General features: G+C 60.0%; 20 protein-coding genes and 1 tRNA gene. 10 read left to right on the top strand and 11 right to left on the bottom strand.

Annotated elements, in window-relative coordinates:
* Positions 1–137 precede the first annotated feature (137 nt).
* Positions 138–2,144 carry an RNA polymerase sigma factor RpoD gene (gene rpoD, locus DQW91_RS05755; RefSeq protein ID WP_112662647.1) on the top strand — a complete coding sequence of 669 codons (2,007 nt, stop codon included), beginning with the start codon at positions 138–140 and terminating at the stop codon, positions 2,142–2,144.
* Positions 2,145–2,196: 52 nt separating this feature from the next.
* Here the strand turns inward: rpoD and DQW91_RS05750 are convergent, their stop codons facing one another.
* Positions 2,197–3,465 carry an MgtC/SapB family protein gene (locus DQW91_RS05750; protein WP_112662646.1) on the bottom strand — a complete coding sequence of 423 codons (1,269 nt, stop codon included), beginning with the start codon at positions 3,463–3,465 and terminating at the stop codon, positions 2,197–2,199.
* Between the two features lie 25 nt (positions 3,466–3,490).
* Positions 3,491–4,525: a VIT1/CCC1 transporter family protein gene (locus DQW91_RS05745; RefSeq protein WP_112662645.1), complete on the bottom strand. Its 1,035-nt coding sequence runs from the start codon at positions 4,523–4,525 to the stop codon at positions 3,491–3,493.
* Between the two features lie 221 nt (positions 4,526–4,746).
* On the opposite strand from DQW91_RS05745, the gene DQW91_RS05740 reads away from it, so the two are divergent.
* Both DQW91_RS05740 and DQW91_RS05735 read left to right on the top strand, forming a co-directional pair.
* Entirely contained in the window at positions 4,747–5,163 is a 417-nt protein-coding gene (locus DQW91_RS05740; RefSeq protein WP_112662644.1) for a YkgJ family cysteine cluster protein, read from the top strand.
* A 318-nt stretch (positions 5,164–5,481) separates the two neighbouring features.
* Entirely contained in the window at positions 5,482–6,708 is a 1,227-nt protein-coding gene (locus tag DQW91_RS05735) for an MFS transporter (protein WP_112662643.1), read from the top strand.
* 31 nt (positions 6,709–6,739) lie between these two features.
* Here the strand turns inward: DQW91_RS05735 and DQW91_RS05730 are convergent, their stop codons facing one another.
* The 4 genes from DQW91_RS05730 to ku form a co-directional block, all read right to left on the bottom strand.
* Positions 6,740–7,249: a phage holin family protein gene (locus DQW91_RS05730; protein ID WP_112662642.1), complete on the bottom strand. Its 510-nt coding sequence runs from the start codon at positions 7,247–7,249 to the stop codon at positions 6,740–6,742.
* A gap of 3 nt (positions 7,250–7,252) precedes the next feature.
* The gene (locus tag DQW91_RS05725) at positions 7,253–7,540 is read right to left on the bottom strand and encodes a hypothetical protein (RefSeq protein ID WP_112662641.1); all 288 of its coding nucleotides are present in this window, start codon (positions 7,538–7,540) and stop codon (positions 7,253–7,255) included.
* Between the two features lie 91 nt (positions 7,541–7,631).
* Positions 7,632–8,252, bottom strand: coding sequence for a TIGR02466 family protein (locus tag DQW91_RS05720; RefSeq protein WP_112662640.1), 621 nt, complete (start codon positions 8,250–8,252; stop codon positions 7,632–7,634).
* Positions 8,253–8,399: 147 nt separating this feature from the next.
* On the bottom strand, positions 8,400–9,314 hold the full coding sequence (gene ku, locus DQW91_RS05715; protein WP_112662639.1) for a non-homologous end joining protein Ku: 915 nt from the start codon (positions 9,312–9,314) through the stop codon (positions 8,400–8,402).
* 178 nt (positions 9,315–9,492) lie between these two features.
* On the opposite strand from ku, the gene DQW91_RS05710 reads away from it, so the two are divergent.
* The 3 genes from DQW91_RS05710 to DQW91_RS05700 all read left to right on the top strand — a co-directional run bounded on the left by DQW91_RS05710 (position 9,493) and on the right by DQW91_RS05700 (position 13,218).
* Positions 9,493–10,722, top strand: a complete 1,230-nt coding sequence (locus DQW91_RS05710; protein ID WP_112662638.1) for an adenylate/guanylate cyclase domain-containing protein — start codon at positions 9,493–9,495, stop codon at positions 10,720–10,722.
* 98 nt (positions 10,723–10,820) lie between these two features.
* Positions 10,821–10,896 (top strand) — tRNA-Ile (locus DQW91_RS05705).
* Positions 10,897–11,268: 372 nt separating this feature from the next.
* Positions 11,269–13,218 carry a sensor histidine kinase gene (locus tag DQW91_RS05700; RefSeq protein ID WP_112662637.1) on the top strand — a complete coding sequence of 650 codons (1,950 nt, stop codon included), beginning with the start codon at positions 11,269–11,271 and terminating at the stop codon, positions 13,216–13,218.
* Between the two features lie 50 nt (positions 13,219–13,268).
* On the opposite strand, the gene DQW91_RS05695 is transcribed toward DQW91_RS05700, so the two are convergent.
* Together DQW91_RS05695 and DQW91_RS05690 are read right to left on the bottom strand one after the other, a co-directional pair.
* A complete protein-coding gene (locus DQW91_RS05695; protein ID WP_112662636.1) occupies positions 13,269–13,514 on the bottom strand; it encodes a hypothetical protein in 246 nt (81 codons plus the stop codon).
* 232 nt (positions 13,515–13,746) lie between these two features.
* Positions 13,747–14,307 carry a hypothetical protein gene (locus DQW91_RS05690; protein WP_112662635.1) on the bottom strand — a complete coding sequence of 187 codons (561 nt, stop codon included), beginning with the start codon at positions 14,305–14,307 and terminating at the stop codon, positions 13,747–13,749.
* A 740-nt stretch (positions 14,308–15,047) separates the two neighbouring features.
* Between DQW91_RS05690 and DQW91_RS05685 the strand changes: the two genes are divergently transcribed.
* From DQW91_RS05685 to DQW91_RS05670, 4 genes are all read left to right on the top strand, one after another.
* Complete coding sequence (locus DQW91_RS05685) at positions 15,048–16,058, top strand: hypothetical protein (protein ID WP_112662634.1); 1,011 nt, start codon at positions 15,048–15,050, stop codon at positions 16,056–16,058.
* Between the two features lie 84 nt (positions 16,059–16,142).
* Positions 16,143–18,140 carry a hypothetical protein gene (locus tag DQW91_RS05680; RefSeq protein ID WP_112662633.1) on the top strand — a complete coding sequence of 666 codons (1,998 nt, stop codon included), beginning with the start codon at positions 16,143–16,145 and terminating at the stop codon, positions 18,138–18,140.
* A 349-nt stretch (positions 18,141–18,489) separates the two neighbouring features.
* Positions 18,490–20,346 carry a type I secretion system permease/ATPase gene (locus DQW91_RS05675; protein WP_112662918.1) on the top strand — a complete coding sequence of 619 codons (1,857 nt, stop codon included), beginning with the start codon at positions 18,490–18,492 and terminating at the stop codon, positions 20,344–20,346.
* A gap of 17 nt (positions 20,347–20,363) precedes the next feature.
* A complete protein-coding gene (locus DQW91_RS05670) occupies positions 20,364–21,719 on the top strand; it encodes an HlyD family type I secretion periplasmic adaptor subunit (RefSeq protein ID WP_112662632.1) in 1,356 nt (451 codons plus the stop codon).
* On the opposite strand, the gene DQW91_RS05665 is transcribed toward DQW91_RS05670, so the two are convergent.
* Genes DQW91_RS05665 through DQW91_RS05655 form a run of 3 tightly spaced genes read right to left on the bottom strand, consistent with a single transcriptional unit; the run spans position 21,720 to position 24,429 of the window.
* Positions 21,720–22,676, bottom strand: coding sequence for a Rossmann-fold NAD(P)-binding domain-containing protein (locus DQW91_RS05665; protein ID WP_112662631.1), 957 nt, complete (start codon positions 22,674–22,676; stop codon positions 21,720–21,722).
* On the bottom strand, positions 22,676–23,317 hold the full coding sequence (locus tag DQW91_RS05660) for a helix-turn-helix transcriptional regulator (protein ID WP_112662630.1): 642 nt from the start codon (positions 23,315–23,317) through the stop codon (positions 22,676–22,678). Before DQW91_RS05660 ends, DQW91_RS05665 begins: the two co-directional genes overlap by 1 nt.
* Positions 23,314–24,429 carry an aminotransferase class I/II-fold pyridoxal phosphate-dependent enzyme gene (locus tag DQW91_RS05655; protein WP_112662629.1) on the bottom strand — a complete coding sequence of 372 codons (1,116 nt, stop codon included), beginning with the start codon at positions 24,427–24,429 and terminating at the stop codon, positions 23,314–23,316. The genes DQW91_RS05660 and DQW91_RS05655 overlap by 4 nt, the downstream gene beginning before the upstream one ends.
* Positions 24,430–24,460: the final 31 nt, after the last annotated feature.

Below are 24,460 nucleotides of genomic sequence, written 5' to 3'. Positions count from 1 at the left end.
GAGTCAGGTTAACGGTTCATCAGCGATGGGCCGTTTATGAACGGGTTTCTATTCGGGTGGTGAAGCGGCTCCGCTTCTCCGCCCATTCGCGTATTGCCGGGGTCGTGGCCCGGGGATGCGCTGGAGCAGAGCGAAGTATGGCGACGAAGGCAACCGAACGGGACGAAGGCGAGACAGCAGCTCCGGAGCAGCAGAGCGACGGACCTCTTCTCGATCTCAGCGATGCCGCCGTTAAGCGGATGGTCAAGCTCGCGAAAAAGCGCGGCTATGTGACCTATGACGAGTTGAACGAGGTTCTGCCGTCCGAGGAATTTTCCTCCGAGCAGATCGAGGACGTGCTCGGCCAGCTGTCCGAGATGGGCATCAACGTCGTCGAGTCCGAGGAAACGGAAGAGGGACAGGCGGCCGAGGGCGGCGATGACGAGGAGGCCGAAGGCGGCGACCTTGTCGAGACCACCCAGACGCGCGCCGTCGCCGTTCGCGAGACCACGGCCAAGGAGCCCACCGACCGCACCGACGATCCGGTGCGTATGTACCTGCGCGAGATGGGCTCGGTGGAGCTTCTCTCCCGCGAGGGCGAAATCGCCATCGCCAAGCGTATCGAGGCCGGTCGCGAAGCCATGATCGCGGGCCTCTGCGAGAGCCCGCTGACCTTCCAGGCCATCATCATCTGGCGCGACGAGCTCGTCGAAGGCCGCGTGCTCCTGCGCGACATCATCGACCTCGAGGCCACCTATGCCGGCCCGGACGGCAAGGGCGCGCCCAAGGTCGAGGGCATGGGCGAAGGTGAGGGCGAGGAGGAAGCCGCCGCCGGCGAGGAAGGCGAGGGCGCCAATCCGCCGGAAGGCGAGATGGACGACGACGATCTCGAGAACAACGTGTCGCTCTCGGCGATGGAAGCCGAGCTGAAGCCGCGCGTTCTCGAAACCTTCGATAGCATTGCCGACAACTACAAGAAGCTGCGCCGCCTCCAGGTGGAGCATGTGGAGCAGCGTCTGCAGAACAAGCAGCTGACCCCGGCGCAGGAGCGCAAGTACAAGACGCTCAAGAGCGACATCGTCGCGAGCGTGAAGTCGCTTTCGCTCAACAACAACCGCATCGAGGCGCTGGTCGAGCAGCTCTACGACATCAACAAGCGGCTGATCTCCCATGAGGGTCGCCTGATGCGCTTTGCCGAGAGCCACGGCGTCGCGCGCGAGGAATTCCTCAAGCACTACCAGGGCTGGGAACTCGACCCGAAGTGGGTGCTGCGCGTCTCCAAGCTCGGCGGCAAGGGCTGGAAGGACTTCGTCGCCAAGGGCAAGGACCAGATTCACGAACTGCGCGAGCAGATCCACAATCTGGCGAGCGAGACGGGCCTGGAGATCCAGGAATTCCGCCGCATCGTCCTGATGGTGCAGAAGGGCGAGCGCGAGGCCAGGCAGGCGAAGAAGGAAATGATCGAGGCGAACCTGCGCCTCGTGATCTCGATTGCCAAGAAGTACACCAACCGCGGCCTGCAGTTCCTGGATCTCATCCAGGAAGGCAACATCGGCCTCATGAAGGCGGTCGATAAGTTCGAGTACCGTCGCGGCTACAAGTTCTCGACCTACGCCACCTGGTGGATTCGTCAGGCGATCACGCGCTCTATCGCGGATCAGGCCCGCACGATCCGTATCCCGGTGCACATGATCGAGACGATCAACAAGATCGTTCGCACCTCGCGCCAGATGCTCCACGAGATCGGCCGCGAGCCGACGCCGGAGGAGCTTGCTGAGAAGCTCGCCATGCCGCTGGAAAAGGTGCGCAAGGTTCTCAAGATCGCGAAGGAGCCGATCTCGCTCGAAACGCCCATCGGCGACGAGGAAGATTCGCACCTCGGCGATTTCATCGAGGACAAGAACGCGATCCTGCCCATCGACGCGGCGATCCAGTCGAACCTGCGCGAGACGACGACGCGCGTTCTCGCCTCGCTCACGCCGCGCGAGGAGCGCGTGCTGCGCATGCGCTTCGGCATCGGCATGAACACCGATCACACGCTGGAAGAAGTCGGCCAGCAGTTCTCGGTGACGCGCGAGCGTATCCGTCAGATCGAGGCTAAGGCGCTGCGCAAGCTCAAGCACCCCTCGCGCTCGCGCAAGCTGCGCAGCTTCCTCGACAACTGAGGCAAGCTTCAGAAGATCAGGGAAGAAGGCGGGTCGTGCGGCCCGCCTTTTTTCATGGCCGCACGAAAACGAAGTAGGCGAGAGCGCCCGCGACGATAGCGGCAAAGCTCGCGAGACCGACGATCCGCCCCGCCTGTCGCGTGCCGACCGTGTAAGTCATGCCCGCCTTGACGATGGTGTTGACGCCGCAGGCGATGCCGATGCCGCTCACCGCCGAAGCGATGGCGATGGTCTGGTCGCCGGACATGCGCGAGAGCGAGAGCGTGATCGCATCGACATCCGCGATGCCCGACAACGCGGCGAGAAGGTTGAGCCCGGTCTCGCCCGCATAGGTCGTGACGAGCTTCGCGAGAAAGCTGATGAGCGCGATCAGCGCCGCGAGCTTCAACGCCGTGCCGAGATCGAAGGGACTTTTCAGGTCGAGGTCGGGATGCTCCGAGGGCCGCCCGCGTTGCAGGTAGAGAATGGCGCCGCCTGCGATGAGAAGCACGGCGCAGGCCACGCCCATCGGCCAGATAAGGGGGATGATGAGAGCGGGATTGATAGCGCTCGCAATGACGACGACACGCGCGACCATGACAGCGCCCGACAAAAGAATGCCGCTCGCAAGAAGAGTGCTGGCGGGCGGGTTGTCCTTCGCGAGCTTGGCGAGGGTGAGCGTCGTCGCGGTCGAGGATGTGAGCCCGCCCGCCATCGCGGCCATCGCGACGCCCGCCTGGCTGCCCATGATGCGGATGGCGATATAGCCGACGAAGGAGATGCCCGCGATGATGATGGCGAAAAGCCAGATGCGGGCCGGGTTGATGGAGCCGAGCGGATCGACAGGCTTGTTCGGCAAGAGCGGCAGAAGCAGGAACGACATCGCGAGCAGAATGAGGGCGGCGCGGATTTCGAGCCAGGTCAACGTCTTGAGCCAGGTGTGCAGGGGGCGCTTGAGGGCAAGGATCAGCGTGACTGCGACAGCGGCGGAAATCGCGATCTGGACATTACCGAGAACCGTGTAGGCACCGAGCGCGAAGGTCAAAAGCGCGGCGACGACACCCGTGACGCTGAAGTTGCGCTCCTCTTTCGCTTCGAGCCACGCGAAGGCGCTGAAGCCGGCGGCGAAGGCGATGAAGGCAAAGCCCAGAAAAGTGGTGTGCGTATGCTGAGCGAGCACGGCCGAGATCGCACCAAGCAGGGACGACAGGCCATAGGTGCGAAGCCCCGCCGTGCGCTCTCCTTCCGCTTCCTCGCGCTGCTGCCAGCCGCGTTCAAGGCCCACGAGCAGGCCGATGGCCAGCGCGATAGCGAGTCTTTGCAGGAGGGGATCGTCAATCATGGTACTTCCTCGCGCCGGATGAAGGTCATGCCGTGGATACGTTGAACAGTGCGCCAATGAAATAGGTCGCCGCCGCTGCGATCGCCCCGATCAAGAGCATGCGCAATCCGCCCTTGAGCGCGCTCTGGCCCGAGAACAGGCTGAGAGCCGCACCGACGATGAACAGCGCAAGCCCGGCAAGAACTGCCGCAATGCGCACGCCATGCGCGCCGAAGCCGAGCAGGAAAGGCAGGAGCGGCAGGATCGCCCCGACCGAAAAGGCGAGAAACGACCAGACAGCCGCGCCAATCGGTGATCCGAGATCTTCCGGGTTGAGGCCAAGCTCCTCACGCGCCAGCGTGTTGAGCGCCTGCTCCGGGTTCTTGACGAGCCGTCTCGTCATCGTGCGCGCTTCCTCTAGCGGGATGCCGCGCGCCGCGTAAATCAGCGCAAGCTCTTCCGCCTCTTCCGCCGGATAACGCTCAAGCTCCGACCGCTCTTGCCCGATCTGGGACTCGAGCATTTCGCGTTGCGAGAGCATGGAGATGTACTCGCCTGCCGCCATCGAGAACGCGCCGGCGAGAAGACCAGCGACGCCGGAAATAAGAATCACATTGGCTTCCGCCGCCGCGCCGGACACGCCCATCACGAGACAGGTGTTCGAGATCACGCCGTCATTCACGCCGAACACGGCGGCGCGCAATGTGCCGCCGCCCATCGAGCGATGGCTGCGCCCCACGTCCTCGACACGGGTCGGCATGGCATGAACCGGTTGATGCACGCGCCCGGAATAAACGGAGATGCCGCGAACCTTCGAGGCCGAAAGGATCGGTCGGATGGCTTTGGGGCCAAGAGCTTTGGTGAGGCGTGCGACGATGCGGGCGCGCAGTGCCGGATGAAACACGGGCGTCCGCCCGAGATCGGAGGCAAGCAGGGCGGCCTGTCTGTCGGCGGCGTCGGCCATCTGCCGGAAAAGAACCGCCTTCTGCGGGTCGGGCTCGGCTTCGGCAACTGCAGCGGAAAGATAGGCCGCCGTCTTTTCCGAATGCCATCGCCCCAACGTCTCGTCGGATTTCGGCATGACGCACTCCTTGTCGCGACGATTATGACGCCTTTCGTGGGCATCATCATAGGAATTTCGTGCTCTGCGCCCTTTTCGGCAATGGGTCCGGACAATCTTGCCCCGCTCCATCTTTCCTGTGATCGCCGAAAGCTGCGCTGCAGAATGCGCGGGACAAGATCGCGCCCTTGAAATAGATGCCTCTTCGTCCATCATAGCGGGAAGCATTCGAGGGAGCGCGCATGGCCCAGCGGGAAACGACGAGCACCAAGCCGCGTGTTCATTACGATTGCACGCAGTGCCCGGCCTTCTGTTGCTCCATCTACGAGCGCGTCACGGTCACGCCGGCGGATATCAAGCGGTTGGCGAAGCACTTCGGGGTCCCGGTCGAAGAGGCCCGCGAGAAATACACCAAGCAATGGGAAGACGAGCGCATTCTGCGCCGCGTCAAGGACACGATCTTCGAGGAGACCTGCATGTTCCTCGATCAGAAAACGCGCGGCTGCACCATCTATCATGGACGCCCCGGCGTCTGCCGCACCTATCCCGCGCGCTCGCGCTGCGCCTATTTCGATGTGCTGCGCTTCGAGCAGAAGCAGCAGGGGGACAAGAGCGTGATGCCCGTGGTCAAGATCATCTTCCGGGAAGACGTCGGTTAAGGGTCAGTTTCGAAATTGCGTCGTCCATGAGAAGTCTCACGAAGTCTCACCCTGAGGAGGGCCGAGGAGGCCCGTCTCGAAGGGCGAGGCGTCTCCAGTGAGCGCTGGACACTCCTTCGAGACGCAGGCTGAAGCCTGCTCCTCAGGATGAGGTCTGCGTTTCCAAACAGGCTCTAAGCGCCACGAGCGGCGTGTGCTGCCTTCCGAGCAACCCTGATTTGCAAGGGCAGTCCAAGACACCGGCTGAGAATTGGCGTTATATGACGCTCGCTCGATCAATGCCGCAGGCTGACGCCAAGCCTCACGAAAAGAAGACCAATGGACACGAAATCGACCGTTCTTCCGGCTGCCCCCGTGCGCTCCACGGCTGACGGGGTGGCTGTTCCGATCCTTGTCGCGATCAGCTTCTCGCATCTCCTCAACGATCTCATCCAGTCGCTGATCCCGGCCATCTACCCGGTTCTGAAGGATGCGTTTCATCTCGATTTCGGCCAAATCGGCCTCATCACGCTCACCTTCCAGCTGACAGCTTCGCTGCTTCAACCGCTTGTCGGCTATTACACGGATCTGAAGCCGAAGCCGTTCTCTCTCATCATCGGCATGGGGTTTACGCTCATCGGTCTGCTCACGCTCTCGCGGGCGGGGTCGTATCCGGTTCTGCTTCTCGCCGCTGCTCTGGTCGGCATGGGCTCATCGATCTTCCATCCGGAATCCTCGCGCGTCGCCCGCATGGCCTCGGGCGGGCGGCATGGACTTGCGCAATCGGTGTTTCAGGTCGGCGGCAATACGGGTTCGGCGCTCGGGCCTTTGCTTGCTGCGTTCATCGTTGTGCCGAACGGCCAGTCGAGCATCGCGTGGTTCTCCGCTGTCGCGTTGCTCGCCATGTTCGTGCTGTTCAACGTGGGGCGCTGGTATCGCGGCAAGGTCATCGCCGCCAAGGCCAAGCCGCGCGGGGCCGCCGTGTCCTCGAAGCATTCGCGCGTGACGATCGGCGTGTCGATCACCATCCTCATGCTGCTGGTCTTCTCCAAGAACTTCTACCTTGCGAGCATCAGCAGCTATTTCACCTTCTATCTCATCTCGAAGTTCCAGATCTCGGTGCAGGACGCGCAGCTCCACCTCTTCGTCTTCCTCGCAGCGGTGGCGGCGGGCACGATCCTCGGCGGCCCCATCGGCGACCGCATCGGGCGCAAGTATGTGATCTGGATTTCAATCCTCGGCGTTTTGCCGTTCACGCTGGCGCTGCCTTTCGCGAACCTGTTCTGGACAGGGATGCTCAGCGTCATCATCGGCCTCGTGCTCGCCTCGGCCTTTTCCGCGATCCTCGTGTTCGCGATGGAGTTGGTGCCGGGGCGCGTCGGCATGATCGCGGGTCTGTTCTTCGGCCTCTCGTTCGGCATGGGCGGCCTTGGCGCGGCGGTGCTGGGTCAGGTCGCGGACATGACCAGCATCGAGACGGTCTATCGCATCTGCGCGTTCCTGCCGGCGATTGGCCTGCTCACTTACTTTCTGCCGAACGAGCGCCCGATGGCGCGGGCGGCTTGAGGCGGCGAGCAATTGGCCTGAAGGCGTGCCTTCAGGCCTTCTTGTTGTCGTTGCCGGATTTCTTCAGGCCCTTGATGACGGCGCCCGCGAGAGGAACCAGCAACGCCGGTAAGGCCGTGTCGATGGGGTGACGCACGAAGCCGACGACAGCGTCCTTGACGCCGCGGATCTCGTCGCGCAGTTCGCTCAGCTCATCCTGAATCTCCTGCGCGTCGGCTTCCAGCGCATCGAGTGCCATGTTGCGGACTTCGAGAGCGAGGTCCATTTCACGTCCCGGCTTCACGCGCTCCGCGACGACGAGCAGAATGATGGCCAGAAGCAGGTTGCCGGCCCCGACGGCGGCTGCAGCCCAGACCGGTCCCCAGATCGGCTGCAGGGCGAAGAACACCGCGAGATTGCCCATCAGGTAGGCGAAAACGGCAAGAAGAGCGGCGATCACCCTCAAGGTCGAGCGCGTCATCACATGCCGGAAGCGAATGTCGGCGATGATCGACTCGGCGCGCCAGAGAACGCGAAGGTTGCGGACGAGGTTGTCCAACATGGTCTAGTCTCTCCCGAACAGACGCCCGATGGCTATGCCGAGCACGAATGCCGCGCCGACCGCCACCAGCGGATGTTTTGCGATGATGTCCTCCGCGCTTTCCGCGTATTCGGACAGAACCTCTTCCAGATCCTTCAACTGCTTCTGGAGCTCCGCCGTGGCGCTGGTGTCAGTCGCGACAGGATCGGGCTCTTTTGCCTGCGGGGCCGGCGCACGTCGGCGCTTCGGCTCCCTGGCCTTGCGGAGGTCGGCCCGCAGGGCGTCGAGTTCGTCGTGCTTTGTCCCGGCCATGCTGAAAACCTTGCGGATGCGGGGGCTGTCTTTGCAAACAATCCTACGCCGGGCGTGTCGTGGCTGTCACGCCTTATCCGTGAAGGGCGCTTCAGCGCCAGGCGTAGTTGAAGCTGACGCTGATGCGCTCGCTCTCGGCCTCGTTGAGCGGCACCTCATGGCGGAGCCAGCTTTCCCAGAGCAGGATGGTTCCGGGCTTCGGCTTCAGATAGGCGAATTGCCGGTTCTCAGGTTTCGCCTTCGCTTTGCGGGGCGGGGCCGCCATCATGAAGCCGAGGCGGGGATCTTCGATCTTGAGCGCGCTCGCGCCCTCCGGAATGGTCACATAATACGTGCCGCTGATCACCGAGTGCGGGTGAATGTGCGACGTGTGGATGCCACCCGGCGGCAGGATGTTGATCCACAGGCTGTCCATCTCGAGGGCGCGGCCCTTCAGGTCGAACTCCAGCTCCTTCACGAAGGCGGCGACATGCTTGTCGACGAGCTTCTGAAGCTCACCGAAGGTGCCGACGCGCCAGGGCAGGTCGTTGAGGGAGGCGTAGGACGTGTAGCCCGGATAGCCGTTCTTCTCGCACCAGCGCTGGCCCGCCTCGTCATCCTCGGCGATGGACAGGCAGGCGGCTTCGAGATCCTGGGTGAGGCGCTCGGCCTTCGCGCCCTCGGTTTCGGCGCGGTAGATCTTGGTGGCGAAGAGAGTATCGATGCTGGACATGCGCAGGCTCTAGAGACTTTGATCGTTTCACATTGAACCGATCAAAGTCTCATTCTTTCTTGAGACCGCACGATCCGGGCGAACAACCGGTTCCACTTGTTCTGATCGTGCTCTAGCGCCGGCGGGGCCGCCCTGTCAAAATTTTCATCAGCCCGTGCGTTTCAGCCGCTTGCCGCCCTTGGCTCCGGATGGGGGCTTGGGCGGGGTTGTTCGCGCTGTCTTGCTTGGGGAGCGCCCGGCGGATTTCGCGGCGGCGCGGGCAGGGCGCTCGGCCCCCTTCGGCTTGGTGTCGCTCGCGATGCTGCGCCGCAGGGCGTCCATCAGGTTGATGACGTTCGTCGGCTTCGCCGCCTCGAGCTTTGGAGCTGGCTTGTGGCCGGCCTTGGCCTTGATGAGCGCGATCAGCGCATCCTGATAGCGATCCTCGAAGCGGGTGGGGTCGAATGTCGTGATCTTCTTCTCGATGATGTGTTCGGCGAGGTCCAGCATCTCCCCGGAGACTTTCACATCGCTGATTTCGTCGAAATACTCCTTCGAGTCCCGCACTTCGTAGGCGTAGTGAAGGGTGTGACCTGCAAGGCCCTTGTCCCGCGGCTCCAGCATGATGATGCGCTCGCGGCGCGAGAGAACGACACGGCCAAGCCCGACGACCTTCTTCCTCGACATGGCGTCGCGGATCACGGCGAAGGCTTCCTCCGCCACTTTTCCATCGGGCATCAGGTAGTAGGGCGTATCGAGATACATCTCGTCAATCTGTGCGCGTGGGACGAAGCTTTCGATATCGATGGTGTGCGTGCTCTCGAGGGCGACCTTTTCGATTTCGCTGTCTTCGAGCGTGACATATTCGCGCTTCGCGATCTCATATCCGCGCACCTGGTCGTGTCCGTCGACCGTCTCGCCCGTTTCCTCGTCCACCATCTGACGGCGTAGCCGGTTCCCGGTCTTGCGGTTGAGGAGGTTGAACGAGATCTTGTCCTTGCTCGTGGAGGCGGGCGCCAGGGCGACCGCGCAGGAGACGAGAGACAGTTTCAGATAGCCCTTCCAGTTCGCGCGCGGCGCCATGAGAAAAACTCCCCTTCCAGCAAAGCCGAAAGCTGCGGCGACTCAACGGGAGAAGGGGTAAGTCGTTCCGGGTCAGGCTTGTGAACGGGGCTGTTTCATGCCTGAAAAGGATCACAACATTGCATCTTTCTCGCCTCTGCCGCTTGTCGTGGCGGCCAGATGAGCCCAACTAGGCCACATGACCATTACCGCCTCCGTGCCGAAGCTCTCCTATCCCGATGAGGTTCTCTCGATTGCGCGCAAGCTCGATCCGGAAACCTTGTCCCGCGTTCTCGCAATCCGGGATTGGCTGGTGAAGGAGGCGGCGCGCATGGAGGATCAGAACGCGATCCTCGTCGGATTCATCGAGCGGGTGATCGAGATGGGCTTGCCGGTCGACCGCGCGGCATCGGCAATCGAAACCCTGCACTCGGAATATGCCGGCGTCGGCCGCTTCTGGACGAAGGAGGAGGGGGCCGTCGTTCGCTATCTTCCCCACAGCGACCGTCGCGACGCGGTCTACGAGGCCAGCCCCTTCGCCTACGTGAATCGGACAGGAGAGTGGTTGCTGCTCGACCTTCAGGAGACCCCCGACGATCGTTTCCCGATCATTCCGGAATTGAAGGCGGACGGGTATCGCCATTACCTGACGATCCCGTTCAAGTTCATCAACGGCACGCATAACGCGATCTCGTTCGCAACGCGGGCGGAGGATGGCTTCAGCGAGCAGGCATTGAAGGCCTTGCGTCTTCTGGTTCCCACTTTCAGCCTTGTCACCGAATTGCGGGCGACCGCCAGCCGGCTCGATGATGTGCTGCGAATCTATGTCGGCGACGAGCCTCACCGCGAGATCCTTTCCGGCGCGATCCTGCGTGGGCAGGTGACGCGGATCCGCTCGGCGATCCTCTTCGCTGACATGCGCGGCTATACGCGGCTTTCCTCTACGCTGACGCCGGAAGCCGCCGTCGAGCTTTTGAACAACTACTTCGATTGTCTCGTGCCGCCCATCGAGGAGGAGGGCGGCGAGGTTCTGAAATATCTCGGCGATGGGCTCCTCGCGATTTTCCGCGACAAGGGAGACGACACGGGCGGGGCCGCGCAATCGGCCCTCGCCGCCGCGACGAACGCGCTGCGGCGCGTCCAGACAGCCAACAGCGAAGGGCGCTTCCCGGAGCCGCTCGGCGTAGGGGTTGCCCTCCATCATGGCGAGGCGGCCTACGGCAATGTCGGCTCGGGACAGCGTCTCGATTTCACCGTGATCGGCCGGGACGTGAACCTCGCGAACCGCATCGCCAAGCTCAACAAGGCGCTGGACGAGCCGCTGTTGATGTCGAAGGCCTTCGCCGACCACCTCTGGGGCAACCCTCACCGCGTCGGCACCTTTGAGGTCGAGGGCTTTGAAGAAACACTTGAAGTCTTCAAGCCTTGATTCCTAGCGTGCCATTAACGCATTGAAACAAGATGGTTATTGATCCCCGCTTGCGGAGCCTCGGCTTTTCCCGCTAAAAGCCTCAACCCTTGATAAAAGGGCCTGTAGCTCAATGGTTAGAGCCGGCCGCTCATAACGGTCTGGTTGCAGGTTCGAGTCCTGCCGGGCCCACCATATTTTAAGCCACTTTTTGCGAAAAGTGCGGACTGCTTGAAGGTTCATTGAACCTGTCGCCATTGCGCAGAAATGTGGGCTACGCAAGGCTTGCTGCTATGCTTGTGCAACAGCCGCTGCCCTCTTGCGCGGAATACATTCTTGCTGAGCTTCCGTTGCGAAAGTTCGACTTTCAAAGTCGATCCGTTTCGTTATAAAATAATGAAATGGAGATGGTGTGGCAGGCCAACTCGACAGGACGATTGTTTAAAACGAGATTGGTATGCGCAGGGTTGAGCGAAGGGAAATTGGGGGTTCGATGGCTAATCGCGGATTGAGTTCTTCCGCCGTCAACCTCATATTTTTGCGAAGCCTTTCGACCAGGCAGCGGTCATGAACGCCGATACGAATTTTCTCGCATTCGGGCAGGGGCTCTTTCCCTTGAGCGGTGAAATGGCCGCGCTCATGCGTGCCCACGACTGGAAGAACACACTCCTTGGCGACCCGGCGGGCTGGCCGCAATCGCTGCAGACGCTGGTCGGCGTCATGCTCGGCTCGCGCCAGCCGATCTTCATCGTCTGGGGGCCGGAGCGCCTGATACTCTACAACGACAGCTGCATCCCCATTCTCGGAGAACGGCATCCGCATGCCCTTGGGCGTCCGTTCAGAGAGGTGTGGGAGGATCTCGCACAGGAGATAGGCTCCCATGGTGGGGCAAAGGAACATGCCGGCGGTATCTCATTTGTGATCCGGTGTGATGAGTATATGGAAGCCGGCCAGTTCGTCTTCTCTTGCACACCTGTCTCGAATGAGCGTGGAGACGTGGCCGGGCTCTTTTGCACTTGCACCAAAAACCCGGAGCAGTTGCTTGCGGAGCGCCATCTCAATTTTCGCCTCGCGCTCGACGAGCGTCTCCGCTCTCTTGTCGACCCGCAAGAGGTTATGGCCGTCGCAGCGGAAATGCTGGGACGCCACCTTCATGCTTCGCGCGCGAATTACGGTTATGTTGAACACACGTCGGAAGGTGAGATTTTCTTCGTGGACCGCGACTGGACAGACGGCACTGCTCCGAGTCTCGTCGGTCGTTATCGCGTCGACAGTTTCGGGGAACCGCTCATTCGCGAGTTGAAAGCCGGGCGAGCGGTCTGCCTGTACGACGCTTTTAATGATGAATTGACGACAGGCGAGGGGATTGCCGCCACCTATGTCGCCATCGGTGCGCGCTCAGGGATTACAGTTCCTTTGATTAAGGCCGGCGGCATTGCCGCCGCCCTGCTTGTGCACCAGATTGAACCGCGACACTGGCGCGAGGACGAGGAGGTGCTGACACGTCAGGTTGCGGAGCGGACGTGGGACGCCGTTGAGCGTGCACGCGCCGAAGTCGCCCTGCGGCAGAGCGAGATGCGCGCGCGTGATATTCTGGAGAGCATCAACGACGCATTCTACGCCGTCGATCAGGGCTGGCACTTCACTTATGTGAATCGCAAGAGCGAAGAGCTTTGGAACCGCAATCGCAATGAGCTGATGAGCAAGGTGTTCTGGGACGAGTTCCCCGACGCCATCGGCGGCGATTCACACGAAGCACATATGACGGCGATGCAGGAGCGGAGGCCCATCCGCTGCGAGACCTATTCCGAGCTTGTCCGGAAGTGGCTCGACATCAGCATCTATCCGACGGCAGATGGAGGTTTGTCGGTCTATTTCCGCGACATCACGGAGCGAAAGCTCGCGGAGGAGCATCGGGAGCTTCTGCTCAACGAGCTGAACCACCGCGTGAAAAACACGCTTGCGACCGTGCAGTCCATCTCATCCCAAACGTTGCGCAATGCCGACATCACCGGAGAGGCAAGACAATCTCTGGAGGCGCGGCTGTTCGCACTCTCGCGGGCCCATGACGTTCTGACCCAGCAGAAGTGGGAAGGGGCTTCCCTCGGTGAAATCATTTCAAAGGCGGCGGAGCCTTTCAGGGCTGCGGGCGAGAGTCGTCTGCGAAGTGAGGGGCCGGATGTCCGTGTCGTTCCCCGCGTCGCCCTTGCTCTCTCGATGGCCTTGCAGGAGCTTGCGACGAATGCCGTGAAGTACGGCGCGCTCTCAAATCATGAGGGTATTGTCGATATTCGTTGGTCGCTCGACATGTTGGACGGAGAGCAGCGCCTCCGTCTGCGGTGGGAGGAAAGCGATGGACCGCCGGTTTCTCCGCCGCAACGGCGTGGCTTTGGCACGCGCTTGATTGAACGAAGCCTCGCGCACGACCTTCAGGGGCAGGTGACTATCGATTTCGCTCCGACAGGCGTCGTCTGCACGGTGGACGCGCCGCTGCCGGATGCTCCGCTCTATTCCTGATTGGGCGCGTCGCAAAGTGCGACGCGCCTATTCGGAGTGACGGCCTGTTATCAGTTCATCGCTTCGGAAGGCGTCGCACCCATGCGGGCAGCTTTTGCGACCATGAGGAGCGCCTCGCCGAGTTCGCGTGCGTGTTCCGGGGTCATGGCAACCGGCATCTGATGGCGGATCCCCTGCCTATAGTCATCAGGTGTCGCGGCCAGCTCGATCACCATCATGGCGTCGCGGCCATCGAGGGTGCCGACGGAGAAGTTGGTGAGAGCGCCAACCGCATCGAGATCGAGATCCAGGCTCATGGTGGTATCCTGTTTGCGTAACTAGGATGAACTTGACTGATCCCGGGTGGGTTGTCTGCTCTCCGGCTAGATAGTGGATATTGTATCTTTTGGTGCGAGGGCGTCGCGGCACATATGCGTTGAGTTTATATTGTGTATATATAAGAATTATAATTCGAATATTAAGCCGGTGAATCAAAATTCAAGCTAAAAATATATATAATTAATGTATTAATTTACATATAGCAGTTTATTACGATTTGTTATTCGATATACAATCTCTCAAGGGGGCGAGAAAATCCCACAATTCGCGATTCAAGATTTTTAAAGCAGAGATTGTTCTGCTTAGTTCCTCAATCCGTGCCTCGTCTATTGGCCGGCTTTCGCCGAGACTCAGGCCGCGAGCGCTTTCCTTGATCTTCATGGCATGGGTATGGGTGATATCCCCACGCGGGCTGACCTCATACATGCAATGATTGAATTCATTGCGGATGCGCGTGCACTCGTTGAAGCGTGCGATGAGGCGCTCCAGAGTTTTGGCGATCTCCTTGTCCCTGATTTTGGCTTTTGCCAGGCGCTGCACCAGGTCGAGCCGCGCTCGCGTCGTATTGAGGGTCGCGAACACAATGGCGGCCGAGACCTCGTCAGTCTCCAGAAGCACCATAAGAACATAGATGAACATGCTCTCATTGTTCGACCAACTGAAGACGAGGTTGCCGATCAGGGCGAGGATCATCGTGCGTCGGTCTGCCGTGTCGATGGCGGCTAACTCAAGCGCCTCGAAATCGGGTTTGGGAGGCAGGCGCGCCGGCATAGCTTATCGTTCCTCAAGCAGCAGCCCTCGCCGTGTCCGGGCCTTGACGCAGATATAGTTCAGCTCCTGTCGCAGACGATGGTGAGAGGATGCCGAGACTCCGCACCTGTGGCGGCAAACATTCGAGGCGCGCTTGCCACCCGTATCGAACCCGCTCGCCGGAAAACAGCTTAAGCCTGGTGGGTTACTCCCTTTGTGCGGCTGGACTGATCGGATGCCTTGGTATGTACTCCTCGCTCTCTCATCTGATCCGCATTGTTTCATGCGATTGAGAGAGTGCCTGAAGCAGGCGTCACGATAGCGTAACACCGCCTATCCGATCCCGGTGTGCTTGATGGGAAGCAGCATCTGTACCGCCTGTCGAAGGGCGGCAAGTTTCCCAAACAAATAGGAAAACAACAAACAATTCTTGCGGGGTCCCGGGCATACGCTTTGGGTTTTGCGTTTTTTTGGCAGTCGAATGCGATTTCGATGACGGGTGAATGTTTGACTCTGAAGCGGATCCCGGTTCGGGCACTCCCGATATCGGGACATAAAAGCAAAGGAGGTGCCGCCAGAAAGAGCTGCGTGAAAATTCGAAACAGTCCGGCTTTCGGTCGATAACGACTCGATTACATCGGTCTTATCCGGGCATTCCTCAAACCAGGTCGGGCATCGTGAAGGCCTGTCGTCGCACACGCAGATGATGAGCGGCTTCCGGTGTGGTCGATGCTTGATGTTGAAAGCTAAGGAATACGATCATGGCTAACGAAAACACCGGTAATATCGCCGCCGCCATCGCAGGCTTCGCACTGGTTGATAGCAGCAATGACGAAAGCACCAACGACAGCAACAACGATAACAGCACCACGACAGATGTGAGCGTCGCTGACAGCTTCAATGATAACAGCGACAACAGTGACAATAGCGATAATAGCGACAACAGCGACAACAGTGATAATAGCGACAACAGCGTCAACGACAGCTACAACGACAATAGCGATAACAGCGACAACAGCGATAATAGCGACAACAGTGATAACAGCGATCACAGCGATAACAGCGTTGATACGACGGTCGATGTCGCCCTGAACGACGTGCTGAATGACAAGAGTGTCAATGACAGCAACAACGACAACAGCGTCAATGACAGTTACAACGATAATAGCGACAACAGCACCAGCACGACGGTCGATGTCGCCCTGACGGACGCCTTCAATGACAAGAGCGTCAGCGACAGCTACAACGATAACAGTGACAACAGCGACAATAGCATCAACACGACGGTCGATGTTGCCTTGACGGATGCCTTCAACGACAAGAGCATCAACGACAGCTACAATGACAGTAGCGATCACAGCGACAACAGCATCAACGACTCATACAACACCAGCGACACCGATTGGCTCGACCTCGATGGTGTTACCTTTGATGCGATGACGATCCTCGAGAATGCCTTGAATGGAGAAGGCAACGACAATGCCTTCAGCATCAATCAGATCAGTGAATTGACGGACAACGACTACGTCACGTCGCCGTCACTGACGAGCAGTGCCGAGTGGAGCCAAACCTCCGACCCGACAGGCGGTTCGGCGCAAGGCGGAGACGTCGGCTCGAACAGTGGCGATCACAATTCGGCCACCTCGACCGCCAATGCAGCCGGGTCCTCCCATCTCGAAGCCTTCAACCAGAATATCTCTCTCGGCGCCAACATTCAGTATCACTCGATCGATCTGAGCGTTGTTGGCGGCGATAGCTCCGGCGACGCCTGAGCCTCCTGCTTAAAGAGAGAGCCCGTGCGGTGCGCCGCATGGGCTCACCCCTCGCGCTACGGATCGCGCCGACAGGAGTGAGATATGGTCCCGGGAAGCCTGACCGAGCTCATCTGGCACTTCGCCGGGTATCTCCACATCTCGCAGGATTATGTCGCGCCTCGGATCAAGTATGACGAGATCGATCATCAGGATCGAACCGAGGATTTCCGATCTCCAGATGTCGAACTGGCATCCTCACCTTATCAGTTGCCGGATATCAACTTGGTGGCGGTTCGCGCGTCGTACAAACCGATCAGTCCGCATAGTGACGGCGATGCGCCGATCAAGTATCTCGGACAAGAGGGAACAAACGACGTTTCTGCCCCGTCGACATCTAGTTCACCTTGGCTGCCGACGCATTCATTGAGCCCGGTGGATATTGATGGTGGTGATATTTCAGGGCTCACTATCATTCATCGCATTCTTCATGTGCGCACCCTTCCTCACGTTCCACAATTGCCACCGCTGGGGGAGCCGCAGGAACCGGCTTACAAGATCGTCTATACTCCGGCCGGCGACGACAAGATTGCGGATCTGAACCAGATCAATGTTGCTGAGGACCGGGACAAGTTTTCCGATGGGCCGCCTGAATATGACGCGCTGCATCCTCTCGCGGACGCGCAAGCCGTGCCGGACATGATCGCGGCGGCAAAGGAATTCATCCCGGATCTCGACACTCAACCCGGCACGGCATCCGAAACCTGGATGCAGACCATCATCGATCACGATGAGGCACTCAAATCCGGTGAAGGGACTACCAGTCAGCTCGCGCAAGGCCAGTATGAGAACGGCGAGTTCCACGCGGAAATCTCCAACGAGCCGCGCCCTGAATTTACGCCACCGGCCCCGCCAGAGCGTGTGGACGGGGATGCCGACCCGGCTCAAGTCGCCCAACTTGGGGCGAACGAAGTGCAGAATTGGGCTTTGATTGCGGATCTCGACGAGGCGCCGTCAACGCTTGTCGTCGTCGGAAATTACTTCGAAACGAACGCCATTTATCAGGCCAATGTTTTGCAGAACAACGACAAGATCGTCGATGCGGGAGCAACGAAAGCACCTGTCGAGAGCGGAGGAAACACCGTCGACAATGTGGCGACACTTGTCGAGAAGCAATTGGTGACCCAAGGCATTCTACCCAGCGGCCAGGTCGGGAGCCTCAAAGTCAATGTCGACTTTGTGGATGGCGATCTGGTCGATGTCAAAGCGCTCACACAGCGCAATCTTCTGCAGGATGGCGACATATCGATTCAAACAAAATTCAGCGCCTATGCCGAAGTTCATTCCGGCGAAGGCGAGCAATCCAATGTCGCCAAATTCGCTGACTGGGGAAAACACTACGACCTCATTGTTGTGCTTGGTGACTACCACTCCGCCAATATTATTTCGCAAACAAACATCGTCTACGACAACGATGTCATTGGTGTCGGCTCCGGCGCTGGATCGGCATCGAGTGACGTTGCCTCCGTCTATTCAGGGCAAAATTCCCTCGCGAACGATGCGACGATCACGAAGTACGGCGCGACGACATTCGCCGGCATCACCGGAGGCTTGTCCGGGATCATCGATGCACTCGGCCAGAAAGGCGATCTCAGCCGGGAGGCATGGTCTGGCATTCATGGGGCCGCCACCGGGACCTTGAACGTCCTTTTCGTGACTGGCGACTACTACGACCTCAACATCATCTCGCAAGTGAATGTCATCGCCGATGCCGACCTTGCCGTGCAGATGGGCCTGACGGATCAGGAGACAGGCTTTCAATGGCTTTCGACAGGCGGCAATCTCGCGGCCAATCACGCCGAAATCGTCAATGCCGGCGGCGTTTATGCGCAATATCTCGGCGGCGATTTTTACGCGGATTCCGTTCTCGTTCAAGCCAACCTGATTTCGGAAGGAACGGAGACCGTCACGACCGACCCGACGGCTCTCGTTTCCGAGTTGGTCGCGTTTGTGGATCAACCGGAAAATCCCACGAGCGATGAGGTGACCTGGACCAAGGACTTTTTCACCAATCAGGACACATTCGGACATGTCCTGACTTGAGTTCGCGCGAACGGTGGCTGCGAGAGTGGGAGAGAGTATGTTTCAGAAGGGAGACTTGAGAGCCTCGCTCGACGGGGAACTTCCGACACAAAAAGCAGGACACAGGCTCGGCGAGCTGTCCTTGTCATCATTGCTCCGTACCCTGGAGGACAATTATCGACAGCGCGCGGGGGAGCGCTATATCGCGGCAGAACACACCGCGCGCCCTTCAGTCGCGCCGGTTGCCGCGAACGTTGATATCGCGAGGCCGGATCCTGCGCCGGCGCGCGCAAAGAAAGATGATGCAAAACCCTCGGCAACCTCCACCGCCGAGGTCATCCCGCTCAAAGGAAAGTCGGAGGCGCCGGCCATGCCGTCGCCCAGTCTGCGCCCTGCGATTCCGGGGGAGGGGCGGCAGCCGGAAGAGAGAACGCCGGACGATCCATCGACACGCCGGAAAGGGGGCAGCGACTCTGGCGGCGGAAGACGCGGCTCGCCGCCACTGCAGCAACGTTCAGGCGATCGAGACTTTCGCGAAGTGCTCAGCAAGGGCCTCGCCGCTTGCCGAAGAAACCTCATCACGGTCGCGATCTTCTCGTTCTTCGTCAACATGCTTGTGCTGGCGATACCGATCTATCTCTTCAACATCTCGGACCGCGTGCTGACAAGTCGAAGCACGGATACGCTGGCCATGCTGTCGCTCGTCGTGGTCGGTGCCGTGCTTGCGCATGTTTTGATGGACATGATGCGGCGCTTCATCCTGATGCGTGTCGCTGTCGAGGCGGAGAGCAAGCTTGGCGCGCCTGTCCTGAGCGCCGCGGCGAAGGCCTCGCAGAACGGATCGAGCAAGGAGTTCCAAACTCTGTCCGATCTTCAGCACATTCGTGGCTTTCTGACGGGGCCGGTGCTCTTGATGATGCTGGATGCACCTGTCGCACCGGTTTATCTTTTCGCGGTTTTCCTTATCCATCCGCAGCTCGGGTACATCGTCACCATCACCGGCATCGCATTGCTCACTGTCGCCGCGATCAACCAGAAGCTGACGGCTGTCCCGTTCGCGCGTGCCAATTCCTTTGCGGGGCGTGCCAATCTTCAGGCCGATGCAATGGCGCGTAATGCGCAGGTCATCAACGCGATGGGCATGATTCCGGAAGGCGTGCTCATGTGGGGAAAGGAGACGGGCGAGTCCCTCAAAGCGCAGGTGATCGCCCAGGACCGGAACATCATGATGACCGGCCTTTCCAAGTTCATCCGCCTTTCGACGCAGGTCGGCATTCTCGGTTGGGGGGCGTGGCTGTCGATGGGAGGCGAGTTGACGGGCGGTATGGTCATCGCGGCTTCCATCGTCGCAAGCCGCGCCCTGGCGCCGGTCGAAGGCACTATCGAGGGATGGAGGAACTTCGTTCAGGCGCGCTCGGCCTATGGGCGCATCAAGTCCCTGCTGCAAAACTCTCCCCTCAATCTCGAGCGGCTTCGCCTTCCGGCGCCGCGCGGGTACTTGAGCGTGGAGCGCGTTCTTTATGTTCCTCCGCCGAACAAGCGGGTGATCCTCAACGGCATCACCTTTCAGCTCGAGCCTGGCGAGTCCCTTGCCGTCGTCGGTGCCTCGGGAACAGGAAAGTCGACCCTCGGGCGCATGCTCGTCGGCTCGATTGTGCCGACGGCGGGAAGCGTTCGGCTCGACATGATGGATCTGCGGAACTGGGACCCGCGTCAGTTCGGCGAGAATGTCGGCTATCTGCCGCAGGATGTTCAGCTCTTTCCGGCATCGATCAAGGCGAACATCGCGCGCATGCGCGAGGATGTGGCGGATGACGAGATCTTCGATGCGGCGGATCTCGCTGACGTGCACGAAATGATTTCCCAGTTCGCTCAAGGCTATGAAACAATCGTCGGGATGGATGGCAGTCCGCTTTCCGGCGGCCAGAAGCAGCGCATCGGCCTTGCCCGCGCCTTCTTCGGCAATCCGCGCCTCGTCGTGCTCGACGAGCCGAATTCGAATCTCGACTTTCCCGGCGAGCAGGCTCTGGCGCGGGCGCTCGCACGCGCCAAGGAGCGGGGCATCACCATCATCGCCATTACACAGCGCCCCGCTTTGTTGAAGAGCGTCGACAAGATCATGATTCTGAAAGAGGGCTCCGTTCAGGCTTTTGGAAAACGCGATGAGATCATCCCGCTCATGGGCAGAGGCCGAGGAGAGGGCGGCTCTCCCATCGCGGATAGTTGAAGCAGAGGAAGGCGACCATGTCTCCGCAACCTGCTCCCATCGTGCAAAAGCGACCTGAATGGTACGACGACGTACCACGCAGAACGCGAATCCCCACTCTGATGGGCATCGGCATCCTCGTTCTTGCTGTCATCGGGTTCGGCTATTGGGGAGGCGTTGCCCCCATCGCGGGCGCAGTCGTGACATCGGGCGCGTTTGTGGCGACGGGGCAGAACAAGATCGTACAGCATCTTGAGGGAGGGGTCATTCGTGAGATCCTCGTGCGCGAGGGCGATATCGTCGACCCGGGTGAGGTCTTGATGATGCTCGATGAGACGACGCCGCGTGCGGAACTGCGGCGTCTTGCCTTAAGAGAGGCGCGCCTTCTTGCCATCGAAGCGCGGCTTCGGGCAGAAATTTCCGAGGAAACCGAAATCGCGATGCCAGCGGAGTTGACGGCGAAGCAAAGCGTCGACTCGGAGATCATGACGATCATCAAGGCGCAGCGCGCGACGCTCGATGCTCATCGCAAAAGCCAGCAGAGCGAAATCCTGTCAATCGAAACCGGCATCGACGCGCTCAACGAGCAGATCAAGGGAAGCAGCACGCAACTCGCCTCGGTGCAGCAGCAGATTTCCTTTTTCGAGGAGGAACTGGAGGCCAAGGAACAGCTTCTGAAGGGCGGGCTCATCCGCAAATCGGAAGTTCTGGCTTTGCAAAGAGCACGCGCCAATCTGCAAGGCGAAGCGGGGCGTATCACCGGCGTCATTGGCGATTCGAGAGAGCGCATCGCCCGTTCGGAAGAGCAGATTGTCGGTGTGCGCAATACGGCGATCAAGAGCGCCGTTGAGCAACTGCATGAAACGCTTGGCGAGCTGGCCGATGTGCGGGAGCGGATTCTAGCCTCGACCCGCGTGCTTGAGCGGGTGAAAATCGCATCCCCGGTGAGGGGCGTAGTCGTGAAGCTGCGCTATCACACCCCCGGCGGCGTTGTGGAGGCGGGCAAAACGGTCATGGAGATCGTTCCGCTTGAAGAGAACCTCTTGATCGAGGTGAAGATCAGACCCCAGGACATCGAGAATGTCAGGACCGGTCAGAAGGCCGTCATCCGTCTCACAGCCTTCAAGCAGCGCACCACGCCGATGGTCGCGGGCGAGGTGATTTATGTTTCCGCCGATGCGTTGCCGGATGAAAAAAGCAGTCAATTCTCCCGCAGCGATGTCTATGTCGCGCGGGTGACGCCCGATGCGGGAGAGGTTGCAAGAATTCCCGGCTTCATGCCAACCCCGGGTATGCCGGCGGAGGTTTATATCAAGACCACCGAGCGGACGTTCATCGAATATCTGTTGCAACCGATCAAGGACAGCATGTCGAGAGCATTCCGCGAGATGTAGTTAGTCCGGGGCACCGGCACTGAGGGTAACCTTGGCGATGGCGATATCCTGGACGGCAAGGCCCGTCAGATCCGCAATCGAAATGTCCTCAGAGCGGCGCGTGAGCGAAACACTGCCGCCGAGAACCTCGCCGATCTCGATGCAACGGTCAGTGCTGACAAGTCCCATTGCAGCCGCCGTCGCGATCTCGCCATGATCGGCACATTGCACGCGCGAATCCACCAGGATGGCATCCGCACGGCTGACGAGTTCAACGTCAAGCTCCCGCTTTCCGGGTGCGTCGGCGCCGATGGCGGTGATATGCGTGCCGGGGCCAATCCACGCGGATTGAATGAGCGGCTCCGTAGCAGGCGTTGTCGTAATGATGATGTCGGAGTTGCGGCAGAGACCCTCGAGGGAAGACGCCTTCTTAACGGCGATGCCGAATGCTGCCATGTCGTCCCGATAGGTCGAGACTTTCTCTGAATCACGTCCCCAAACCTGAAACGTCAGAGCGCGGTCGTTCAGAAGGTGGTGCACGGCGCGAATCTGGAGGCGCGCCTGCGTGCCTGTGCCGACGATACCGACGCGTGTCGCATCGCTCCGGCACATGACCTGCGTGGCGATGCCTCCGGCCAGTCCCGTTCTTAAATCGGTTAACCAGCCTTCGTCTTGCAACAGGGCGATGGGCTGGCCGGTCTCGGCGGAGAGCACCAGCGAGAGCCCGTTGCTGCTTGGCAGGCCGTTATCTACGTTGTGGTAGAAGCCTGTCGAAACCTTGATGACGAAGATAGCGTCACCGTCGACATGCCCATACTTGATATGGCAGTCGCCGCCGACCTTCGGGAAACCGAGATAGCCGACGGGCGGCATCGCGACCTTTCCGGCGGATGCGGCCTTGAAGCCTTCCTTCAGGGCCTCGATTGCGCGATTCCAATCGACCTGTTTCTGAATGTTCTCGCGCCGCAGGATCAGCATCAAGCCTCGCTTTTCTTGCGAAGATAGTTGTAGACGGTGGCGCGACCGAGGCCGAGGATACGCGAGATGTAGGCGGCGGAATGCCGCCCGCCGAACGCACCGTCTCCTGCAAGATCCATCACCAATTGTTGTTTTTGCGCCCGTGTCATATCGGCGACGACAAGGCCGCGCTCTTTCGTCCAGGCCTGAACATATTCGTTGATGCGCTCGTGCCAATCCTCCTTGAAGAGGGACGCTGGCTTTTCCACTTGCTGCGGCACCGAAATGAAGGCGCTCAAGGTCTGCATAGCCGCGCTGAAGTGAGAAACATCCATGTTGATGCACATGATGCCGATAGGGCGGCTGCCTGAGCGCAGGACGGCGCTCACGGATTTGATGCGGCGGCCATCCCAGTTCACTTTTTCATAAGGGCCGATGATGAGATCCGAGGGCTTGAAGTCGATCTCGTTCAGGAGTGATGGTTCGCCCAGCTCGCGCTTGGAAAAGTTGTTCGCGATATAGACAACGCGCTCCGTGGCGAGATCGTGCAGAACCACTTCCGCGTAAGGTTGCAGAAGCAAGGCGATGGCATCGCAGACATGCGTGAAAGAGAAAAGCTGCGAAGGCTTTGAGGCCTTTTTCAACGAGAACGGCTTTTTCATCGTAGTTCACTTCGGACGAATCCGGCGAGACGTTCGAGACCGGCTTGCAGGTGCTCCGCAGGAGCGCCGATGCCGATGCGGATGTATTTGTCGAGGCCGTAGACGTCTCCGGGCAGGAGCATGATGCTGCGCTCCTCGCGCAGCCGGTGAATGAGCGTCGTGGAATTGATATCCATGCTGTAGCGGAGGAAGGCCATGCCTCCGGCCTTCGGGGGGACGAAGGAGAAGAGATCGCTGTTCTTCTCGACCCAGGCGCTGAGAACGGCGAGGTTCTCTCTCAAGATGCGCTTGCTGCGGGCCAGGATCTCTTGCCGCTTTGCAGGCTGCACCACGATCTCCGCCACGAATTCGCTCACTGCGCTCGTGGTGATGGAGGTGTAATCCTTGCTCTGCCAGGAGGCGTAGATCTCGGCGGCGGGGCCGACAAGCCAACCGATGCGCAAACCCGGCAAGGCGAGGGCTTTCGACAAGCCGCTCGTGACGATGGCCTTTTCGTAGAGATCGGCGAAGCTCGGAGGTTCCTGGCTCTCCAGCTCCGCACCTTTGTAGACCTCATCCGCGTGCAGGTAGACATCGTTTTCGCGCGCGATGGCGACGAGGCCGTCCATTGTTTCTCGCGAGAGGAGGCTGCCGGTCGGATTGTTGGGATGACAGATTGTCATCATCTTCGTCTTAGTCGAGACGACCTTGCGGACGTCGTCGAGATCCGGCGTCCAACCGAGCTCTTCGCGCAGCAAGACTTGCTTCACGTTCACGCCAATGGCGCGCGCCCAGCCCAGGATCTGGAGATAGTTCGGAACGAACACGACGAGTTCATCGCCCGGTTCCAGAAGCGACATCACGAGCAGGAAATTCGCTTCCGCCGAGCCGTTCGTGACGATCACGTTGTCCGCATCGCGGCCTGGATAAAGGCGGGCGATGGCCTCGCGCAAGGAAACCTTGCCGTTCGTCCAGCCGTAGCCGAGTTCCACATCGAGCAGGGCCCGCTGCTCGCTAGGAGTTAAAAGTTCCCTCAGCGAGTAGGGATGAACGCCGCTGTCGGAGAGGTTGTATTCAACGGTGTTCTCGTAAAGCGACTGGATGCGCTCCAGCGTGAATTCCTCGATCTTCATGATGCCTCGCGCTCATCTTTAGCCGACGGAC

Origin of the sequence: Microvirga flavescens, from assembly GCF_003290125.1 — a bacterium.
GTDB lineage: Bacteria > Pseudomonadota > Alphaproteobacteria > Rhizobiales > Beijerinckiaceae > Microvirga > Microvirga flavescens.
This window is presented reverse-complemented; position numbering and strand designations above follow the sequence as displayed.

Coding starts and splice junctions, on each gene's coding strand:
- rpoD (WP_112662647.1), top strand. CDS start 138: ATGGCGACGAAGGCAACCGAACGGGACGAAGGCGAGACAGCAGCTCCG.
- DQW91_RS05750 (WP_112662646.1), bottom strand. CDS start 3,465: ATGATTGACGATCCCCTCCTGCAAAGACTCGCTATCGCGCTGGCCATC.
- DQW91_RS05745 (WP_112662645.1), bottom strand. CDS start 4,525: ATGCCGAAATCCGACGAGACGTTGGGGCGATGGCATTCGGAAAAGACG.
- DQW91_RS05740 (WP_112662644.1), top strand. CDS start 4,747: ATGGCCCAGCGGGAAACGACGAGCACCAAGCCGCGTGTTCATTACGAT.
- DQW91_RS05735 (WP_112662643.1), top strand. CDS start 5,482: ATGGACACGAAATCGACCGTTCTTCCGGCTGCCCCCGTGCGCTCCACG.
- DQW91_RS05730 (WP_112662642.1), bottom strand. CDS start 7,249: ATGTTGGACAACCTCGTCCGCAACCTTCGCGTTCTCTGGCGCGCCGAG.
- DQW91_RS05725 (WP_112662641.1), bottom strand. CDS start 7,540: ATGGCCGGGACAAAGCACGACGAACTCGACGCCCTGCGGGCCGACCTC.
- DQW91_RS05720 (WP_112662640.1), bottom strand. CDS start 8,252: ATGTCCAGCATCGATACTCTCTTCGCCACCAAGATCTACCGCGCCGAA.
- ku (WP_112662639.1), bottom strand. CDS start 9,314: ATGGCGCCGCGCGCGAACTGGAAGGGCTATCTGAAACTGTCTCTCGTC.
- DQW91_RS05710 (WP_112662638.1), top strand. CDS start 9,493: ATGACCATTACCGCCTCCGTGCCGAAGCTCTCCTATCCCGATGAGGTT.
- DQW91_RS05700 (WP_112662637.1), top strand. CDS start 11,269: ATGAACGCCGATACGAATTTTCTCGCATTCGGGCAGGGGCTCTTTCCC.
- DQW91_RS05695 (WP_112662636.1), bottom strand. CDS start 13,514: ATGAGCCTGGATCTCGATCTCGATGCGGTTGGCGCTCTCACCAACTTC.
- DQW91_RS05690 (WP_112662635.1), bottom strand. CDS start 14,307: ATGCCGGCGCGCCTGCCTCCCAAACCCGATTTCGAGGCGCTTGAGTTA.
- DQW91_RS05685 (WP_112662634.1), top strand. CDS start 15,048: ATGGCTAACGAAAACACCGGTAATATCGCCGCCGCCATCGCAGGCTTC.
- DQW91_RS05680 (WP_112662633.1), top strand. CDS start 16,143: ATGGTCCCGGGAAGCCTGACCGAGCTCATCTGGCACTTCGCCGGGTAT.
- DQW91_RS05675 (WP_112662918.1), top strand. CDS start 18,490: ATGCCGTCGCCCAGTCTGCGCCCTGCGATTCCGGGGGAGGGGCGGCAG.
- DQW91_RS05670 (WP_112662632.1), top strand. CDS start 20,364: ATGTCTCCGCAACCTGCTCCCATCGTGCAAAAGCGACCTGAATGGTAC.
- DQW91_RS05665 (WP_112662631.1), bottom strand. CDS start 22,676: ATGCTGATCCTGCGGCGCGAGAACATTCAGAAACAGGTCGATTGGAAT.
- DQW91_RS05660 (WP_112662630.1), bottom strand. CDS start 23,317: ATGAAAAAGCCGTTCTCGTTGAAAAAGGCCTCAAAGCCTTCGCAGCTT.
- DQW91_RS05655 (WP_112662629.1), bottom strand. CDS start 24,429: ATGAAGATCGAGGAATTCACGCTGGAGCGCATCCAGTCGCTTTACGAG.